The following is a 16508-nucleotide window of genomic DNA, read 5'->3' on the forward strand; positions in this document are numbered from 1 at the left end:
GTTTAGTAGAAGGAGTGGAGTTATGAAAGCCTTATGCTATGTTGGCCCTAATGAATTAGCCGTTAAAGAACGAAACATACCTGAAATCGGGCCGGGGGAAGTATTGATTAAAGTAAACTATGCAGGGATTTGCGGGACCGATATGCTTGCCTATCACGGCGGGATGACTAAACGGACAAAGCCTTCTGTCATTTTAGGCCATGAATTTTCTGGAACTGTTTACGAAGCTGGAGCTTCTTCCAGCTTTCAAAAAGGGGACAGAGTAACGGTTGAGCCGATTACCTCCTGCAGCGAATGCGACAGCTGCCAAAGAGGAGATTATAACCTTTGCACGATTGCTTTTAACCTAATTGGCATTGACAGCGATGGGGCATTTGCCGAATATATTAAAGTTCCGGAGTCCAAGGTTTACCGGCTGGGAGATACCATTTCGATGCAGGACGGAGCCTTAATCGAACCGCTTGCGGTGTGTGTCCATGCCGTGGAAAAAGGAAAAATAGCAGCCGGCCAAACGGTATTAGTGGTTGGCGGCGGTCCAATTGGAATTATTACCGCACTGACCGCTCAACAGAGAGGGGCAAAAGTACTCATCTCAGAAATAAGTCCGTATCGAATTCAGGTTGCCAATCAATTGGGGTTTGAGGTGTTGAACCCAACAAAAGAGAATTTCTTTGAACAAATTAATGAAATAACCCATGGCCGGGGTGTGGATGTTTCCATCGAAGCAACAGGTACCAACAATGGGATGGTTGCTTGTATTGAAGCCGCCCGCACAAAGGGAATCGTTGTGATAACCGGTCTTCCTAAGAAGAATGCCGATTTTGATGTGTATCGCATTATCGCAAAAGAATTGCAGCTTGTCGGAACAAGGGTCTATATGAAAGAAGATTATGATCAAGCCATTGAATTGCTTTCGTCCGGGGGGCTGGATCTGAGCAGCCTCATTAGCAAGGTAGTCCCGCTAGATGTTGCAATTCAGCAAGGGTTTGAAGCGATTGACAACGGCGAGAATGTTATTAAGATTCTCATTTCAATTTCAGATGAGGATGGGAAGGTATGAGTGAACAATACGTTTTAGGAATTGACCATGGCTCAGGCGGATGTAAGGTCACCTGTCTTAAGTCTGATGGAACCATTTTTTCAGAAGCTTATGTCCCATATCCCTCTCTTTATCCCCATCCTAAGTGGGTGGAACAGGAACCTGAAACGTGGATCAAGGCGGCCTTTGAGGCGATATCCAAAGCAACGGAGAAATTAGGCCCGTATAGAAGGAAGAATATTAAGGCGCTTAGCTTTACTGCCCCACATCATGTGGCGGTTTTACTTGATAAGGATCGTCAGGTAATCCGTCCGGCCATTATGTGGAATGACCAGCGTTCCGGGGAACAGTCCCGACAACTGAGAGAGCTATATGGAAAGAAAATATTTGAACTTACTTATAATGCACCAAATCCGACCTGGACGCTCAGCCATCTTTTATGGCTGAAACAGCATGAGCCCGAACAGTATGGAAAGATCGATAAAATCCTCTTTATGAAGGATTATGTCCGTTTCCGTTTTTCCAGCCAGATGGCCACAGATTATATCGAGGCTGAAGGCACGCTTTTATATGATATTGAAAAACAGGAATGGTCAGAATTTTTACTTTCACTAGTTGACTTAAATGAAAGCGCATTCCCATCGGTTTTATCGCCTATTGATGAATGTGGAACCATTTCGCCTAATATCGCTAAATTGCTTGGGCTTTCGGAACAGACAAGAATCATTGTCGGCACGGCGGATACCGCTGCTGAAGTTTATGGATGCGGCACCATCAAGGATGGTGATGGTGTTGTCAAGCTGGCAACAGCCGGAAACTTTTGTCTGGTTACTGATACGGTTAACAAGAATGAAAAACTAACTACTTATCATCATCTTGTCGATAACTTATTCTACCAAAATAGCGCGACCAATTTTGCTGCCGCTTCGTTCCGTTGGTTTAAAGAAAGCTTTTTTCAAGAGTTTGAGGAAATCATGAAGGCTCCATCGATTTATCCTGAGATTATGAAACAAGTTGAATTAATCAAGCCGGGGTCTGAGGGGTTAATTTTTCACCCTTATTTAAATGGCGAGCGATCTCCGCATTGGGATCCATACTTAAGAGGAAGCTTTTTTGGCTGTACAGCCCGCCATTCCAGAAGCCATTTTGCAAGAGCTGTCTTGGAAGGAGTTGGTTTTTCTCTGAAGGATTGCAGTTTGCAATTTCCTAATAAACACTTGAAAAAATTACGGATTATTGGGGGAGGAAGTAAAGGTAGGGAATGGGTGCAGATTATTGCTGATATCTTAAACGTGGAATTAGAGGTTCCGTCCAGCAGTGATGCTTCCTTTGGAGCTGCCTTGGTTGCCGCCACAGGAATTGGCTGGTTTGCTGATTTAAAAGAAGCCGCTCAGGCTACTGAAAGTGTGATATATAGCCTGGTGCCTAACGAGAAAAATATAGGAGGGTATGAGGAGTTATTTTCCATTTACCAAGAATTACATTCACAGACCTATAAATTGTCACACAGACTCTCACAATTTAGTTCCTAGATATTTCGGGAGAGAGGTTGTAATATTAGGAATTCGCCTTTACACAGGCATTCTATATAAAGGGAGTGGAAAATTGATGAGGAAAAAATGGTTTCTTTTGTTCTTAGTAAGTAGTTTAGTAGCGGGGATCCTTTCAGGGTGTTTAGGCAGCTCGGCGAAGCCAACGGAAACAAAAACGGAAACAGGGAAGGAAGGCAACACCATCATTCGGATTGCTTCCGTAGAAACAGGACCAGAAACAATGGAAGTTCTGCAAAAAGCAGGGGAAGAGTACGGGGAGGAATTTGGCGTCAAAGTGGAAGTGGAAGCAGTTCCATTAGCGGATATTTTTACAAAAATAAATGCAAGCTACGGAACTTCAGCCCAATATAGCGCGTTTTTGACCGGTTTCATTGGACATATATCAATCCTAGAGGAACAAGGAAAGTTAGCTGAAGTGGACGATATCATTGAAAACCTTGGCGGTAAGGAAGACTTCTACAACGGGCATATCTTATTCCCGATTAAAGGGAAAACGTACTGGATTCCATATGATTATAACTTAGCATATGGATACGTTCGAACAGACTGGTTACAGGAAAAGGGATTAACCGTTCCAAAAACATGGGACGAATTTGTTAACGTTGCGAAAGCATTAACGGATAAAGAGAATAATAAATACGGTTTGATTATGCCATTATCCTCCGATGGGGCGACAAATTGGATTACAAGCAGCTTATTGTGGGCCAATAACGTCCGAATTTTTGATGACAATTGGAAGGTCATTCTTGATTCAGATGAAATGAAGCCAAGGGTGGTTGAATCTCTTAACCTATTGAAGGAACTTCACCCGTACATGCCGGCAGAGGCGACAAGCGCTTCCTATGCCGAAATGACAGAAGCCTTTATTTCTGAGCAGGTAGGCATGACTTTTTACTCCGGAAGATTGGTTGATATTTTGGAAACGAAAAATCCAAACTTAGCAGATAAATTTGAAGTGTTTGGGATCCCGATGAAGAATGGTAACGGTGTAGCTGCTTCACTAGGCTATGATTCCATGGCAGTCTTGAAGACGGATCATACAGATGAAACGAAGAATTTTGTGGAATGGTTCTATAAAGAAAAGCTGAATGATTTCTTGCACACCGATGGAGTTCATTACTTCCCGGCTCAAGAGTCTATTTATAACAGTGAAGAATGGCGTTCCGATCCAATTATTACAAAGTATTGGGAAACAGGCGTGGAGCCGCAATATGATATTTTGAAAAATGCGGAACTGCACTCCATCGATTCAGATGGACCTGAAACGGATGCACGTCCAGGTAAAGTATTTGAAGCATTCTTAATTCCAAAGTTATTCCAAAAAGTCACGTTAAATAACGAGGACCCTGAAAAGGCTGTAGAAGAAATTGCAGATGAGATTAGAAAGTTAGTTGGAGAGAAATAGAGTTTAAGTCAGGCAGATTCTCTAAATCTGCCTGACTCCTCTATGAATAGGAGGCGATTAAGATCGAAAGGAAGCTTTCAAAACGAGATATTCCCCTGGTACTCCTTTTTTTGATACCCGGCCTACTAATATTCACTTTCGTGATTATTATCCCTACGGGTTTTGCCATTAGCTATAGTCTTTACGAAGCCTCCAGCTTTGTAGGAATTCCAACGTTTGTTGGTTTGGAGAATTATCTGAATCTCTTGCAGGATACAAGGTTTTGGAGAGATCTATGGCAAACATTAGTCTATGCACTTGGTTCGATATTTTTGCAAATAATTATTGGTATTTTAATTGCCTTAATCCTTAATCAGCAATTTAAGGGAAGGGATTTTGTCAGAGGGGTTTCTGTTGTCCCTTATATCATTCCAGTCATTGTCGTCACTATGGGCTGGGAATGGATTCTTGATACGAACTTTGGGATTATCAACAAAACATTGGCATCCGTGGGGTTAAGTAATATTAATTTCCTATCTATAGATCTTGCTATGCTCACTTCCATCCTTTTATCTGTATGGACATGGACTCCCTTTGTCACTCTTGTTTTCCTATCAGGCTTACAGACGATATCGCATGATTTGTATGAGAGTGCGACACTGGACGGGGCCAACAGCTGGCAGCAATTTTGGAGAATTACGATTCCTATGATGAAAGACTTGTTAATTACGATTGTTCTTCTTCGCGGACTTTGGATGTTTAATAAGTTTGACTTGGTGTGGCTGTTGACGGGCGGCGGTCCGCTTGAAAAAACAGAAACTTTGCCAATCTATATTTATTTAAATACATTCAAGCTTAATGAAGTGGGCTATGGAGCAACGGTGGCAGTCTCTTCCGCTGTTTTCATGATGGTGATTATGTATGTGTACTTAAAGATTACTAACTATTCACCAGAGAAAAAGCGTATGAAAAAGAGCAAAGCGGCGGGGAACAAGGAGCAAGTGTCCTCTCCAAGTCAAGGAATCTCTATTAAAGGAGATGGCAGCCTATGAAAAGAAGTATACGGTCTCAGGCCACAATCTATATCCTGGCGGCTTTTGTATTTGTCTATTCGTTTTTTCCAATCTATTGGATTACGATCTCACCATTACGCGGGGTAAAAGGTTTTTTTGAAGATAGCACCTCTTTATTGCCTACATCATTTGATTTAACCTTCTTCATTAATATTTGGAATGAGACAAATTTCCCATTGTATTACAAGAATAGTTTCATTGTAGCAGCTGCTACGACGGTAGTTACGGTTATTTTTTCAAGTCTCATAGCCTATGTGCTGACTCGTTTTCAGTTTCGCGGAAAAAATTTTCTGTTAAACGGTATGTTAATCGGCTACATGCTGCCGCCGATGTTATTAGCGATTCCACTTTTAGGGATGTTTATTTCCTTTGGTATTGAGGATTCGTTGTTTGGGTTAACGATTTCCCATATCGCGATGACGTTGCCGTTTGGAGTATGGATGCTTAATAGCTTTTTCAAGACGATCCCATTTGAGCTGGAGGAAAGTGCCTGGATGGATGGAGCAAGCCGATTTCAGGCATTGTATCGTGTGATTTTGCCTTTGCTTATTCCTGGGGTCATCAGTGTAGGGGTCTTTTCGTTCATTGTATCCTTTACGGACTATACGTTTGGGCTTATGGTGGTTTCTTCGGAAGTGAATAAAACGATTCCTATCGGGTTAGCGGGAATTAAAGAATCGACATCCCTTCAGCGCGGAGAATTGCTCGCGGGTGCAGCGATGATTATTGTTCCAATGGTCATCCTATTTTCCTTTGTTACTAGATACTTTATTAAAGGGCTGACTGCAGGGGCAGTGAAGGGTTAAACCAGGGAGACGGCTCTACAGGATTTTTTTGTAGAACAATGAAGACAATGGGGACGGTTTCCTGGGCCTAGGTCGGAAGAGCGTCCCCGTGGCAGTTGGGAGATGACGGCTATGTTTGAATTGGATGTTAAAGAGCGAAACGTTGTTGTTACGGGCGGAAGCAGCGGAATTGGGTTAGCTATTTGTCAGGCATTTTTACAAAAAGGAGCGAACGTGAGTAATTGGGATATTCAACAAACGGATGCAGTAAAGCAATTGCTGGCAGAATACCCTTCTAGTTTTCAGTATCTCGAAGTGGATGTTATTGAAGAAAGTGCAATCTTAAAAGCGGTGGGCAATACGTGGGGAACGGTCGATGTTCTGATCAACAATGCAGGCATTATTAGTAAATCAAAGCTTGAGAATATTTGTGTGGAAGGTTGGAATCGGATCTATGATATTAATGTCCGGGGCACAATGCTGGTGACAAAAAATCTTTTAAGGAAATTGAAGGTATCAGGGAGAGGGCGGGTCATTAATCTTTCTTCTATGACTGCAAAAGTTGGATTGGAGACTTACAGTCTTTATTCCTCTACGAAGGCAGCTGTTTCTAATTTGACAAAGGTGTGGGCGCTGGAATTGGCCAAAGATGGTATAACCGTTAATGCTTTATGTCCCGGATGGGCTGACACAGCAATGAAGGAGAAGCTTGTTCAAGGGATTGCCGGGATTCATGATATTTCTTTTGAAGAGGCGGAGGAGCTTATTTTGGGACATGTTCCGCAAAAAAGGTTTATTCAAACCGAAGAAATAGCTTTCAGTTGTCTCTTTCTAGCCAGTACACTGGCACAGGGAATCAGTGGGCAGGAGCTATTTATTGATACTGGGTTAACGAACTTGTTTAAACCAGGGGTGCATGTAGCTAATTAATAAGGCAGTCCTGTCACCAGATGATTTATTCCTGTTCCAAATCTGGGTTTTCACATGTAGCTTGTCAATGAAAACTTACCAATTATGGATAGAAGTTAATGAATTAAAATACATGTTAGAGATATTACAGAGAATGCAGTTCTTGTATTAAAGCACACAATCTGAGAGGAATAGGTTATGAATTTAATTGTCGAGATTATTAGGCAAAAGCTGCCTATTGAGAATTCACCAGAAATGTCTTTCATGTCGTTAGCTAACCAAGGTGCATGCCCTCTGTTAACTTTATACGTTAACAGAGGGCATGCACCTTTTTAGAACCAGACATTAATAAATCCAATTACCATCCCTTCCGCAACTAGTTTATAATAAAATTGACCAATCTAATGGGAAAACTCTATCCCGATTACTCATGAAGTTTAAGAAGGTGAACAAAATCAACATCATCGAAACAAGGGTGAGAAGCTTTATTGAAGATATTCAGCACCCGAAGCAAAAGAAGAAGTTAAACATAAATGATTTGGAATTTCAGCTGCGCAAATTGCTAGATGATTATTATGAAATGGACGGTTATTCGCTATTTTATGAAGCCCTTCAATCATTGCAGGACGAAGGGCAGCTGACACCAATACATAATCATCAATACAACGGGAAAACACCGTCTCTGCCTTTATATTTCTGGGTGAACGTGAAACCTCACACCGGCCAATGGGATCGTCTCGAGATGATGAAGTTAAGTGATCGTTTCGATTTTTCGTTTTATGAACGGCACCCTGAATGGCAGACGAAAGAGGAATGGAGCCGCGTCAAGAATGTATATGCTTTTCTCCAATCCAGCGGCGAACGGGAAACCGTTTCACTTGAGGAAAGAAGCCTGGAGCTGTTCGGCCATGAAAAATTCCTGCAGGATGTGATCAGTTTTCCTGATGGAAAAGGTTTTTTAGCACGAATTGGTGTATCTGAAGAGCAGCTGAAAGTGGTTAGATACGGGGAGCCTTTTGTGTTTTGGATGAAGCAGGGGAAAGAAAGTAAAGATATTCAGCGAGTGCTGATTGTCGAGAATCTATCATTCTTTCATACTAGCATTCAATTATTGGAAAGCGATCTGCTCGATTACGAGCCGGAACTGATCATTTATGGGGAAGGCACGAAAATTGAACGGAGCTTTTCGTTCTTCTATAAAATTTTCCCGGCTAAATCGTATCTATTCTATTATGCAGGAGATCTTGATGCAGCTGGCTGCGGGATCATGACAAGGCTGATTGAGAAATATCCGGAATGCTGCATTCAGCCTGCATTGAAGATTTACCGTAAAATGCTTGAATGTCTGGATCAAAGAAATGACCAGAAATCAGGACAGCCTCAAAATCTAAAATACCGTGATGCGTTCTTTCGGTGGTTTACGGAAGAAGAGCAGGAACTCTTAATGCAATTATGGCAGGAAAATAAACGCATTCCTCAGGAAGTCTTAACAATTGAAACTTGGAGGAGATGGATGTGAACGAGTCATGGGAAGGATTCGCCCAGCGGATGCAGCGTTTAAACCCGCTGTTTGAGCTTGGAAGAGGAATGGAAGTTGGAGAGCTGAAGCCTCATATCCAGACGATTCTGATGCAGGTGCTCCTCACCATTTTTTATCGGGAATTGAATGATGATGATCATCGGAGAAAATTGGATATCAAATATATGGTGGAAGATTCGATTAAACAAATGAAGCTTTTGGCTGATGAGAAGCAGATTGAACGAATTACAAGCGGACTTCTATATCAGGGAAAAGAAGAATACAGCAGACCGTTTGAAGCCCTTTATTACGATGAAATCAGACAATCATGGGAGACGCAGGTATTCCGCTATGTGACAATGGATGAATTATATACAAACCTGGAGATGGGCGGATCTATCGTCTATAAGCTCACAGATGTCTCACAGGAAATGATTTTCATGAGCAGGGAAATGGCGGAGGAGTTCTCGATCACCATTGAACAGCTCTACAGTATGCAGCTGATTAAAAACGGTAATTTCCGCAAAGCTACCCGAAACCTCGATCACCTCATTTCACGGGTCAACCGCTTAATGGCAAGAGAATTTTCCTTTCAAAAAGAAATGATCAATAATCCCAAAATCTTATTGATGGAAGAAGAAATGCAAAGGGCTGATAATCGTGCGGAAATTGAAAAGCAATTTGAAGAAGAAAAAAATCACTTCCGTACCATCAGCAGTATGATTGAGAAGACAAAACGAAGAAACGAGGAAGATGATCACATTCAAAGAGAATTGATCCTCCTGCAGGAAAAAATCGGCCATACAAGGCAATTACATGACCGTTTTGCCAAGCTTGTGATTCAGAATATCTCCTATGAAATGAAATTAAAAGCGGAAAACCCTTCACTGTTTTGGGAAACGAGCCTGGTTTCGTTTCGGGAGCATATTTATGAAAACTGGTTTATGAAGGAGGGGGCATCTTCCTTCGATCATGTTGAGAAGGTACTGGGTCCTTTATTTTCTCCAAAGAATGAATTTATCTTGCCCTTGGATTGGATCTGGGGCGAACAGGAATTTGATGAAAAGCAGCTGACAGAGACGATGGAGGAAGAAACGGAAGACGAAAGCATTACCCATCAGCGCGTAACGAACTGGGATTCTGTTATCAAGGCCTGGAGCTATGTGTTTCAATATTTGCAGACATACGGAGAGTTTTCCCTGGCTGATTTAACGACATTGCCGCTTGATGTACAGGATTTATGGTTTGAAGAATCGGAAACGATTGATTTATGGATGATGTTTGATAAAAAGCCTCTGAAGGTTCAGGTGCTGCACCGGAAGGAAGAGGCTCTGAGCGATGAGAGGGAAATTCTTCTTTATAAGCTTATGCAGGAGTATCCGCAATTCCAGGTGTTTGAAGGATTGAAACTTTATACAGAGTTTGATCATCGGGCGGAACCTTTCCTCTGGTATCAAATGAAAATCACTCCGTTTAAAATTTGTGTTCAGGAGGAGAAATGATGAGTGCAGAAAGCATTAAGACTGCATCAGCAGTTTATTTCACGCTATTAAAAGACAAGGTCATCGATGAAAACAGCGAGCACTTCCAGGCGTATTTCGATCCTGATGTAAGACAGACGGTGCTTTTAATGGCAGACGAATCCGGGACCTTTATCATTGAATCTCCGAAACGGATTCAGCTCGTTGTACAGCCGACTGGCTCTGTTTTTGCGACGAATTTTACACATATGAAGGACAGGCATAAACAGATTGAAACCAAAAAACATTTTCACCTGATGAGCGTGGTCATTATGGCATTCCTTGCGAGCATCGACCGCAATCAGGCGGCCAAGATCCGCACGAAGCGCGATGGGATCAGCTTTTATACATTGGAACGGCAAGTGAATGATGTCATTATGAATTGGGATAGCCTGCTTAAAGCAAAGCCGGATTTCGGAGAAGAAGAAAAAATTGATATGAGAGACGTTGTGACGACATGGAAATACATGGAGGTCGACACAGATGATTATGGAGCGAGGAAAGCCAATCGCAGAACGCGGATTGGTTTGGTTGCAAGTGCCATGCGTCTTTTGGAAACAGAAGGACTCATCGTCATTCTGGATCGGGAGGATATACCGAAGGCGATTCCAAAGCAGGAGTTATTTGAACGGATTGAATACCTGTATCATGACTATGACCGTTATGAGATGTTCAAGGAATTAATGAAAACAGAGGAGGATCAGCATGCCGAAAATACATCGAATTAGAATTGCCGGCCTGAAATATGATGGCATGCAAAAGCAGTATAGGGACACAACCTTTAACTTTCATAATGAGGAAACCTCCACAAATGGCCTCATTTCGATGATGAATGGAGGCGGGAAAGGTGTTTTCCTGCAGACCATATTTCAGATCCTTAAGCCTGGTACCGCATGGGGAAAGCAGAATAATCGCTTTTATCAGCAATTCTTTTTTAATAATAAAGAGCAGTTTATTCCCTATACCTTTCATGTTCTCATACAGTGGGAGCTCGACGGGGCTGACCACAGGCATTTGGTGACGGGCGGAATGTTTTCAGCAGAACAGCGTATTTCAATGAATGAAGAGAGCGGAGAAAGCAAACCACTTGAACAGGAAGCGAAAATTGTCCCCAATATTACCTTTTATACAAGGGAGTTTGAACGAAAAGAAGAAGCATCCCTTGAACATATTCCGCTCTATGAAGATGGAGAACTGGCTGAAACAGAAGGCCTTAAGGATTACTTAAAATGGAATGGATACGATGTTTACCGGGATACAAAGAAACACTACCGAATTTTGGATACATATGGGATTAACCGAAAAGATTGGGATATTATGAAGGACATTAATAAGGATGAAGGCGGCGTCGGAAAATTCTTTGAAGGCGCTGAAGATGATCATTCCCTGTTCCAAAAGCGGATCATTCCTACAGTCAGTCAGGTTCTGCACCGGACGGAGCATCAGAAGAACGATCTGGTGGAGATTTTTAAGAGTCAGGCAAGCATCGCGAAGGACCTCCCTGTTTTACTGAAAAGAGAGCAGGCACATAAAGAGTTCCTGGAAGATATTCTTCCTTTTGAAGAGAGCCTTGCAAAGGGTATCGGGCATAAGGAAATTGTAGAGGACAGTATTAAGGCCGGAAGACAGCTGCTTGGCGCTTTGGAGCATTTGAAGAAAACAGAAGAAGAAACACTCATTGAACTGGAAAAGGAAATCGAAAAATTAACAGGCAGGCAAGTGGATCTGCGTTTTCAGAAAGATAATCTTGAGTATGCAAAAGCTCACCGGGAAGTGCTGGATTGGGAGAAGAAATTAGCGGAAGAGCAGAAGAAGCATATTGTTCTGCAGGAATCAGTGAAGGAAAAGCAGGAGCGAAAAGAAGAGCTGGCTTTTCAGCTGTTACTAAAAGAATGGCATGAAGGAGAACAAAGCATTCGCGCGCTTTCCCAGCAAATTGCGAAGCTCGAGCAGAACAGCGGCCTGGAGCAAGTGAATCAAAGAATGGATGAAATCAAAAAAGAAGCGGCACAGCAATGGGAGAAATCCTCCGCTGCCATAAGGGAAGCCGTACAGCAATATTCCGGATATCAAAGGTTTTTAAAGAAAAAAGCAAACGACCTGTCAAAGCAGGACAAACAAAAGACCCAGGAGATTGCTCAGCTTCGTACAGAAATTGATTTTCTTTATACCAAAATTCATGAATTTGAATCAAAAGAAGAACAGCTTATCGAGGAATTCGGTGACCGCATTACCTATGATTTAACGGGTTTTATTGAAAATCTGAATAAACAGATAGAAACCAAAGAAGCGGCACTCAAAGATATACAGGCAAAAGAGCATAGTTCAAATGAAAAGCAGAACCAGCTTGCTTCTTCCCATGGTACACTCGCACAATCCATTCAGTTTTCAGAAGAAAAGTGTGAAGAGCTAAAAAAGAACAGTGAAGAGCAGCAGCAAAAAGAAACAAAGCTGTTCGATCATCTGCAAGGTTTTCTGCAAGGTGTAACAGCACCATTCACGAATGCCCTTTTATCAAAATATGCCCTGGAAGTGGAAGAGCTCCTCGTTCAAAATCGCGAGCAAGGGGAAGAATTAAAGAAAGCACTCTGGGAAACGCAGCTGGATTATGCCTTGAATGATGAGCATTTCTGGATTGCCAATAATGATGTGCAGGAACTGAAGGAATGGATTGATGAAAAGACGGGGATTGACGTATTTTACGGATCCCAATTTCTCCAATCCTTAAAGCCGGATGAAATGACGAGCCACATGCTTTCTCATCCTCTTCTGCCGTACGGCTTAGTAGTCAGCAGGCCGCAATGGGAAAAAATCAATAAGCAGGTCCTTAGCGGAAGGATGTATAAAAGTCCGGTCCCGATTTTTATGCGGGAAGAAATGGCGGGCGAAAATCAGCAGAATGCCTTTGTGATGATCACCGGGACGGAGAAGGAGCTGCTGGCGGATAAAAATCAGTTCACAAACTGGAAGATTCAGATTGCGAAACAAATAGAAGATCAGAAAGATACGCTTGCAGAGTTGGAAAAAACAGAAACAGCGCTGCGCCGCATTATAAAAGAAATCGACCGATTCCTTTCCCATGACCTTGCCGGTGATATCGAAAAAGAACTTCTTCAGGAAAAGGAAGCCCTGCTTTCGAGGAAAACGGAATTGCAGGCTATCATCGTGCAGGAGGAAAAAGAAAAAGAACTGCAGCTGGGACTTAGAGAACAGCTGGAAAAGACGAAGAAAAAGATTGAAAAGCTATCTAAAGATGCGGAATCCTTAGCGGAATTTAACCGAGAAAAGTCGATGCATCAGGAAAATAAACGGGTAAAGCAGGAAAAAGAGAAACAAAAGGAAGCTTTCGAAAAGCTGCAGAATGAGCTGGGAAATGAGCTTCAGACCATCGCTGACCTTCAGGAAAAGTGGAGCCAGACCTATCTGGAATGGAAGCTGTCAGCCGAACAAAACATTAAGAAGATCGGCTTCTTTATTGAAGGTGCAGCTTTTCCAGCCGCTGAGAAAGCAGAAGCTTCTGAAGAGGTTCCGCGATTATCACCCTATATTTTAGAAGAAATCATTGGCAGCATTGGAGAGCTTAAACAGCTGAAAAAATCAAAAGAAGAACAAGCCAGTGAACTGCTCGCGATTCAAGCGACAAGAGATGCGGAACAGAAGCAGCAAAGGAAGCTGGAGAAAAAACTTCATGCCCTTAATGAAGAGTGGAAGGATGCTTCTGTACCGGATGAACCAATAAGTATTTTGGAAAATATGGTTCAGACAGCTGCAAAGGAAACAAAGGCAGCAGAGAAAGAAGAGCGTGAGCAGGAAAAGACCGTAACCATTGCGGAAACTTCCTTAAAGCATGGAATGGATCAGCGTAAAAAAACCTCTAAAAAAGTGGCCAAGCATGACCAGCAGCCTGAAGAATGGGAAGAGCTTGATCTGGAAGTGAAGACGGTTGAAATTACTGATCAGACCAAACAGACAAATGCAGAAATAAAGAAGACGGAAGAGCGCAAAAAAGAGACAGAACAAAGTATAACTGAGTTTGAAAAAGATCAATTGCATTTATCCGTCATTCTTAAAGAGGAAGCGGCAGCTTTTTCGGATGAGGATATAGAAAAAATAAAGAGTCATGGAAAGCAAAGCATCCTATCCTGGAGTGAAAAACATCAGGCTATTCAGGATGAAGGGCAAGAGAAGCATGCGAAGATTGAACAATCACTAAGAAATTTAAAGCTTTCTATTGAAGGCAAGGATTGGGAAATTCGCTTTAAGAATGAAGTCTTAACTACGCTCGATCATATGGATACAAGGCATTATGCGCATATTCAAAGTGTCGTCCAGAACATGAAGCGCTTTTCTCAGAGCGGCCTGGAGCAGCTGGAGCGCGACAAAGAACGGGCGGAAAAGGCGCAAAACTTCTGGGCAAGCCGGGCAAGCATGAAGGTAATGAGCATTTCAGAGTCAATTCGCTCGATGATTTCGAAAATGAAGCTTAAGAATGAAAGGGGTTCTTTCCCGCTCGTCCAGCTTAAAGAAGATATCCTGCCTAAAAAAGCGGAAGATGTTGAACCTTTACTGAAGCAGCATTTCGTTTCAGCCATTAATAAAATTACAAAGCGATTTGAGATGATTGATGATAATAATCCGATGCTGGAACAGGAAATCAAACAGCTTATCAGTGATGAGCAAATTTTATTTGTTTCCCTCAGAAATCGCTATCCGGAGCTCCTGGTTTATAACATGCGTACAGACAATGCCTTCATGTACGGTAAACCGCAGCGTGAGCATTATTCGACCTGGCAGACGATCAACCAGGGTTCAAGGACGAAATCCGATGGCAGCGGCGGTCAAAAGCTTTCTGCCCGCATGGTCATGATGATGATGCTTCTTTCGGTCAAGAGTGAAACCGATCAAAGCTGGGTTCCGCTAGTCTGTGATAATCCCTTCGGCCAAGCTGCTTCTGCCCATGTGCTCGATCCTATTTTCGCTGTAGCCGATAAGCTGAAGTTCCAATTCATCGTCGTCACTCCGCCTGAATTGGTGAAAACAGAAATCAGCCAGAGATTCGAAGCGTACTATAAATTGGACTTCATCCGTGAAAAGGGGAAAGAAATTGTGTCGGATACGATTGTTCCGGCATTTAGGATTTATCAGGGAGAGGAAGCAGTTCATTAGATTTAAAAGAATGAAAGTATTGCCATTTTACTGAAACTATGCAATACTTGGGTGAAAATCAATAAGTATTCACAATTCTTATCACGAGAGGTGGAGGGACTGGCCCTGCGAAGCCTCAGCAACCCCTGATTATGTCAGGAAGGTGCTAATTCCAACAGAGTTTAAGCTCTGTGAGATAAGAGGTCGTTTTTAATAGTAAAGGCCTCTTATACTGAGAGGCCTTTTTTTGATGCTCTTTTATAGTTTGAGCTTGGTTAGATTAGAACGAAGAAAGAGGAGGAATGGTAAAATGGAAAACGGCGTTATACAGGTGCCGGAAGCATATTCAAGGATATTACAGGAATCAGATGTGCTCGGCTTCGGGCAGTCATGTGATCGAAAAACAGGGTTTTTACTAAAGGGGCTGGCTGCCTCAAAACCAGGGGGAAGCTTCTTGGAGCTGGGAACAGGCACGGGAGCGTCTGCTTCATGGATCATGGATGGGATGGATGAAAGCAGTAACCTTACGACTGTTGACATTGATTCGACAGTGCAATCGATTGCAAGAAAGTACCTCGGTAATGACAGCAGAATTACATTTTGCTGTGAGGACGGCGCAGCATTTATCAATAGCCTGTCCGAAGGATTCGATTTTATTTTTGCTGACACATGGCCGGGGAAATTCGAGCTTCTGGACAAAACTCTGGATCATTTAAATATCGGCGGTTTTTATGTGATTCACGATGTGTTTCCGCAGCAGAAATTGCCTGAAGAATTCCGGATCAAAGCCACAAAACTTCTAAAAACTCTGCAGGACAGACCTGACCTGGACATAACAGAATTGGATTGGGCTACCGGGCTGATACTGGCTGTAAAAACAGCAGTGTGATAATTGTATTTATATATTAGTGGAGATGGAGAATCTCATGATGATAGTTGCTGCATATTTGTCGGAATCAATGAAAAGAGGTTTAATTGTTTCAAGGAGAGTGTTGGCATGCAAAGATTAGAGAATGATATTGTTCAATTAATTCCGATGGAACTTGAGCATGCAGAGGGAATTTATGAAGCGGCACAGGATCATCGTATATGGGAGCATATGTCTGTTGATTTAACTGATAAAAGCCGGGTAATTCAATACGTCAACGATGCGTTACAAAAACGTGAGCAGGGCACCGACTTTGCTTTTGTCATTGTCCATCAAAAAACAGGGAATATCATCGGTGCTACTTGGTTTCTCGATATCTCAATCCTGCATAAACGGCTCGAAATCGGCTCAACATGGATAAACCCTCTTTATTGGCGCACGAATATTAATTCAAACTGTAAATATTTATTATTAACATACTGTTTTGAAGAACTGTCCGTGAATCGCGTACAAATTAAAACCGGACATGAAAACTTCCGTTCACAAAAAGCGATCGAACGTACCGGTGCGGTAAAAGAGGGCGTCCTTCGAAATCATATGATACGAAAAGAAGGGACCATTCGCCATACTGTCCTATATAGTGTTATAAAGGAAGATTGGGGAAAAGTAAAAAGACATTTCGAAGAAAACTTGCTTTTCTAGGTTTTTGGAAC

Annotated in this window: 12 protein-coding genes and 1 riboswitch; all 12 genes read left to right on the plus strand. The window is 42.3% G+C overall.

The window, feature by feature from the left end:
- Positions 1–22: 22 nt before the first annotated feature.
- The 12 genes from BK139_RS01265 to BK139_RS01320 all read left to right on the plus strand — a co-directional run bounded on the left by BK139_RS01265 (position 23) and on the right by BK139_RS01320 (position 16497).
- On the plus strand, positions 23–1060 hold the full coding sequence (locus BK139_RS01265; protein ID WP_076255996.1) for a zinc-dependent alcohol dehydrogenase: 1038 nt from the start codon (positions 23–25) through the stop codon (positions 1058–1060).
- Positions 1057–2571: a xylulokinase gene (gene xylB, locus BK139_RS01270; protein ID WP_076255998.1), complete on the plus strand. Its 1515-nt coding sequence runs from the start codon at positions 1057–1059 to the stop codon at positions 2569–2571. Before BK139_RS01265 ends, xylB begins: the two co-directional genes overlap by 4 nt.
- Before the next feature lie 76 nt (positions 2572–2647).
- Positions 2648–3997 carry an ABC transporter substrate-binding protein gene (locus BK139_RS01275; protein WP_076256000.1) on the plus strand — a complete coding sequence of 450 codons (1350 nt, stop codon included), beginning with the start codon at positions 2648–2650 and terminating at the stop codon, positions 3995–3997.
- A 311-nt stretch (positions 3998–4308) separates the two neighbouring features.
- The gene (locus BK139_RS01280) at positions 4309–5028 is read left to right on the plus strand and encodes a carbohydrate ABC transporter permease (RefSeq protein WP_286147560.1); all 720 of its coding nucleotides are present in this window, start codon (positions 4309–4311) and stop codon (positions 5026–5028) included.
- Positions 5025–5855, plus strand: a complete 831-nt coding sequence (locus tag BK139_RS01285) for a carbohydrate ABC transporter permease (protein WP_076256002.1) — start codon at positions 5025–5027, stop codon at positions 5853–5855. The genes BK139_RS01280 and BK139_RS01285 overlap by 4 nt, the downstream gene beginning before the upstream one ends.
- Before the next feature lie 111 nt (positions 5856–5966).
- A complete protein-coding gene (locus tag BK139_RS01290) occupies positions 5967–6764 on the plus strand; it encodes an SDR family NAD(P)-dependent oxidoreductase (protein ID WP_076256004.1) in 798 nt (265 codons plus the stop codon).
- Positions 6765–7188: 424 nt separating this feature from the next.
- A complete protein-coding gene (locus tag BK139_RS01295; RefSeq protein WP_286147563.1) occupies positions 7189–8262 on the plus strand; it encodes a Wadjet anti-phage system protein JetD domain-containing protein in 1074 nt (357 codons plus the stop codon).
- A complete protein-coding gene (locus BK139_RS01300) occupies positions 8253–9764 on the plus strand; it encodes a hypothetical protein (RefSeq protein WP_286147565.1) in 1512 nt (503 codons plus the stop codon). The genes BK139_RS01295 and BK139_RS01300 overlap by 10 nt, the downstream gene beginning before the upstream one ends.
- Positions 9764–10510 carry a DUF6063 family protein gene (locus BK139_RS01305; protein ID WP_076256010.1) on the plus strand — a complete coding sequence of 249 codons (747 nt, stop codon included), beginning with the start codon at positions 9764–9766 and terminating at the stop codon, positions 10508–10510. The genes BK139_RS01300 and BK139_RS01305 overlap by 1 nt, the downstream gene beginning before the upstream one ends.
- Entirely contained in the window at positions 10488–14948 is a 4461-nt protein-coding gene (locus tag BK139_RS01310) for a coiled-coil domain-containing protein (protein ID WP_076256012.1), read from the plus strand. Before BK139_RS01305 ends, BK139_RS01310 begins: the two co-directional genes overlap by 23 nt.
- 75 nt (positions 14949–15023) lie before the next feature.
- Positions 15024–15130, plus strand: a riboswitch (SAM riboswitch).
- 107 nt (positions 15131–15237) lie between these two features.
- The gene (locus BK139_RS01315; protein WP_076256014.1) at positions 15238–15816 is read left to right on the plus strand and encodes an O-methyltransferase; all 579 of its coding nucleotides are present in this window, start codon (positions 15238–15240) and stop codon (positions 15814–15816) included.
- Positions 15817–15924: 108 nt separating this feature from the next.
- The gene (locus tag BK139_RS01320; RefSeq protein ID WP_076256016.1) at positions 15925–16497 is read left to right on the plus strand and encodes a GNAT family N-acetyltransferase; all 573 of its coding nucleotides are present in this window, start codon (positions 15925–15927) and stop codon (positions 16495–16497) included.
- The last annotated feature ends 11 nt before the right edge of the window (positions 16498–16508 follow it).

It is taken from the genome of Paenibacillus sp. FSL R5-0490 (assembly GCF_001956215.1).
Lineage (GTDB): Bacteria > Bacillota > Bacilli > Bacillales > Cytobacillaceae > Cytobacillus.

Excerpts from the sequence above, each read along its gene's own strand:
- BK139_RS01265 (WP_076255996.1), top strand. The coding sequence starts at position 23 with ATGAAAGCCTTATGCTATGTTGGCCCTAATGAATTAGCCGTTAAAGAA.
- xylB (WP_076255998.1), top strand. The coding sequence starts at position 1,057 with ATGAGTGAACAATACGTTTTAGGAATTGACCATGGCTCAGGCGGATGT.
- BK139_RS01275 (WP_076256000.1), top strand. The coding sequence starts at position 2,648 with ATGAGGAAAAAATGGTTTCTTTTGTTCTTAGTAAGTAGTTTAGTAGCG.
- BK139_RS01285 (WP_076256002.1), top strand. The coding sequence starts at position 5,025 with ATGAAAAGAAGTATACGGTCTCAGGCCACAATCTATATCCTGGCGGCT.
- BK139_RS01290 (WP_076256004.1), top strand. The coding sequence starts at position 5,967 with ATGTTTGAATTGGATGTTAAAGAGCGAAACGTTGTTGTTACGGGCGGA.
- BK139_RS01300 (WP_286147565.1), top strand. The coding sequence starts at position 8,253 with ATGGATGTGAACGAGTCATGGGAAGGATTCGCCCAGCGGATGCAGCGT.
- BK139_RS01305 (WP_076256010.1), top strand. The coding sequence starts at position 9,764 with ATGAGTGCAGAAAGCATTAAGACTGCATCAGCAGTTTATTTCACGCTA.
- BK139_RS01310 (WP_076256012.1), top strand. The coding sequence starts at position 10,488 with ATGCCGAAAATACATCGAATTAGAATTGCCGGCCTGAAATATGATGGC.
- BK139_RS01315 (WP_076256014.1), top strand. The coding sequence starts at position 15,238 with ATGGAAAACGGCGTTATACAGGTGCCGGAAGCATATTCAAGGATATTA.
- BK139_RS01320 (WP_076256016.1), top strand. The coding sequence starts at position 15,925 with ATGCAAAGATTAGAGAATGATATTGTTCAATTAATTCCGATGGAACTT.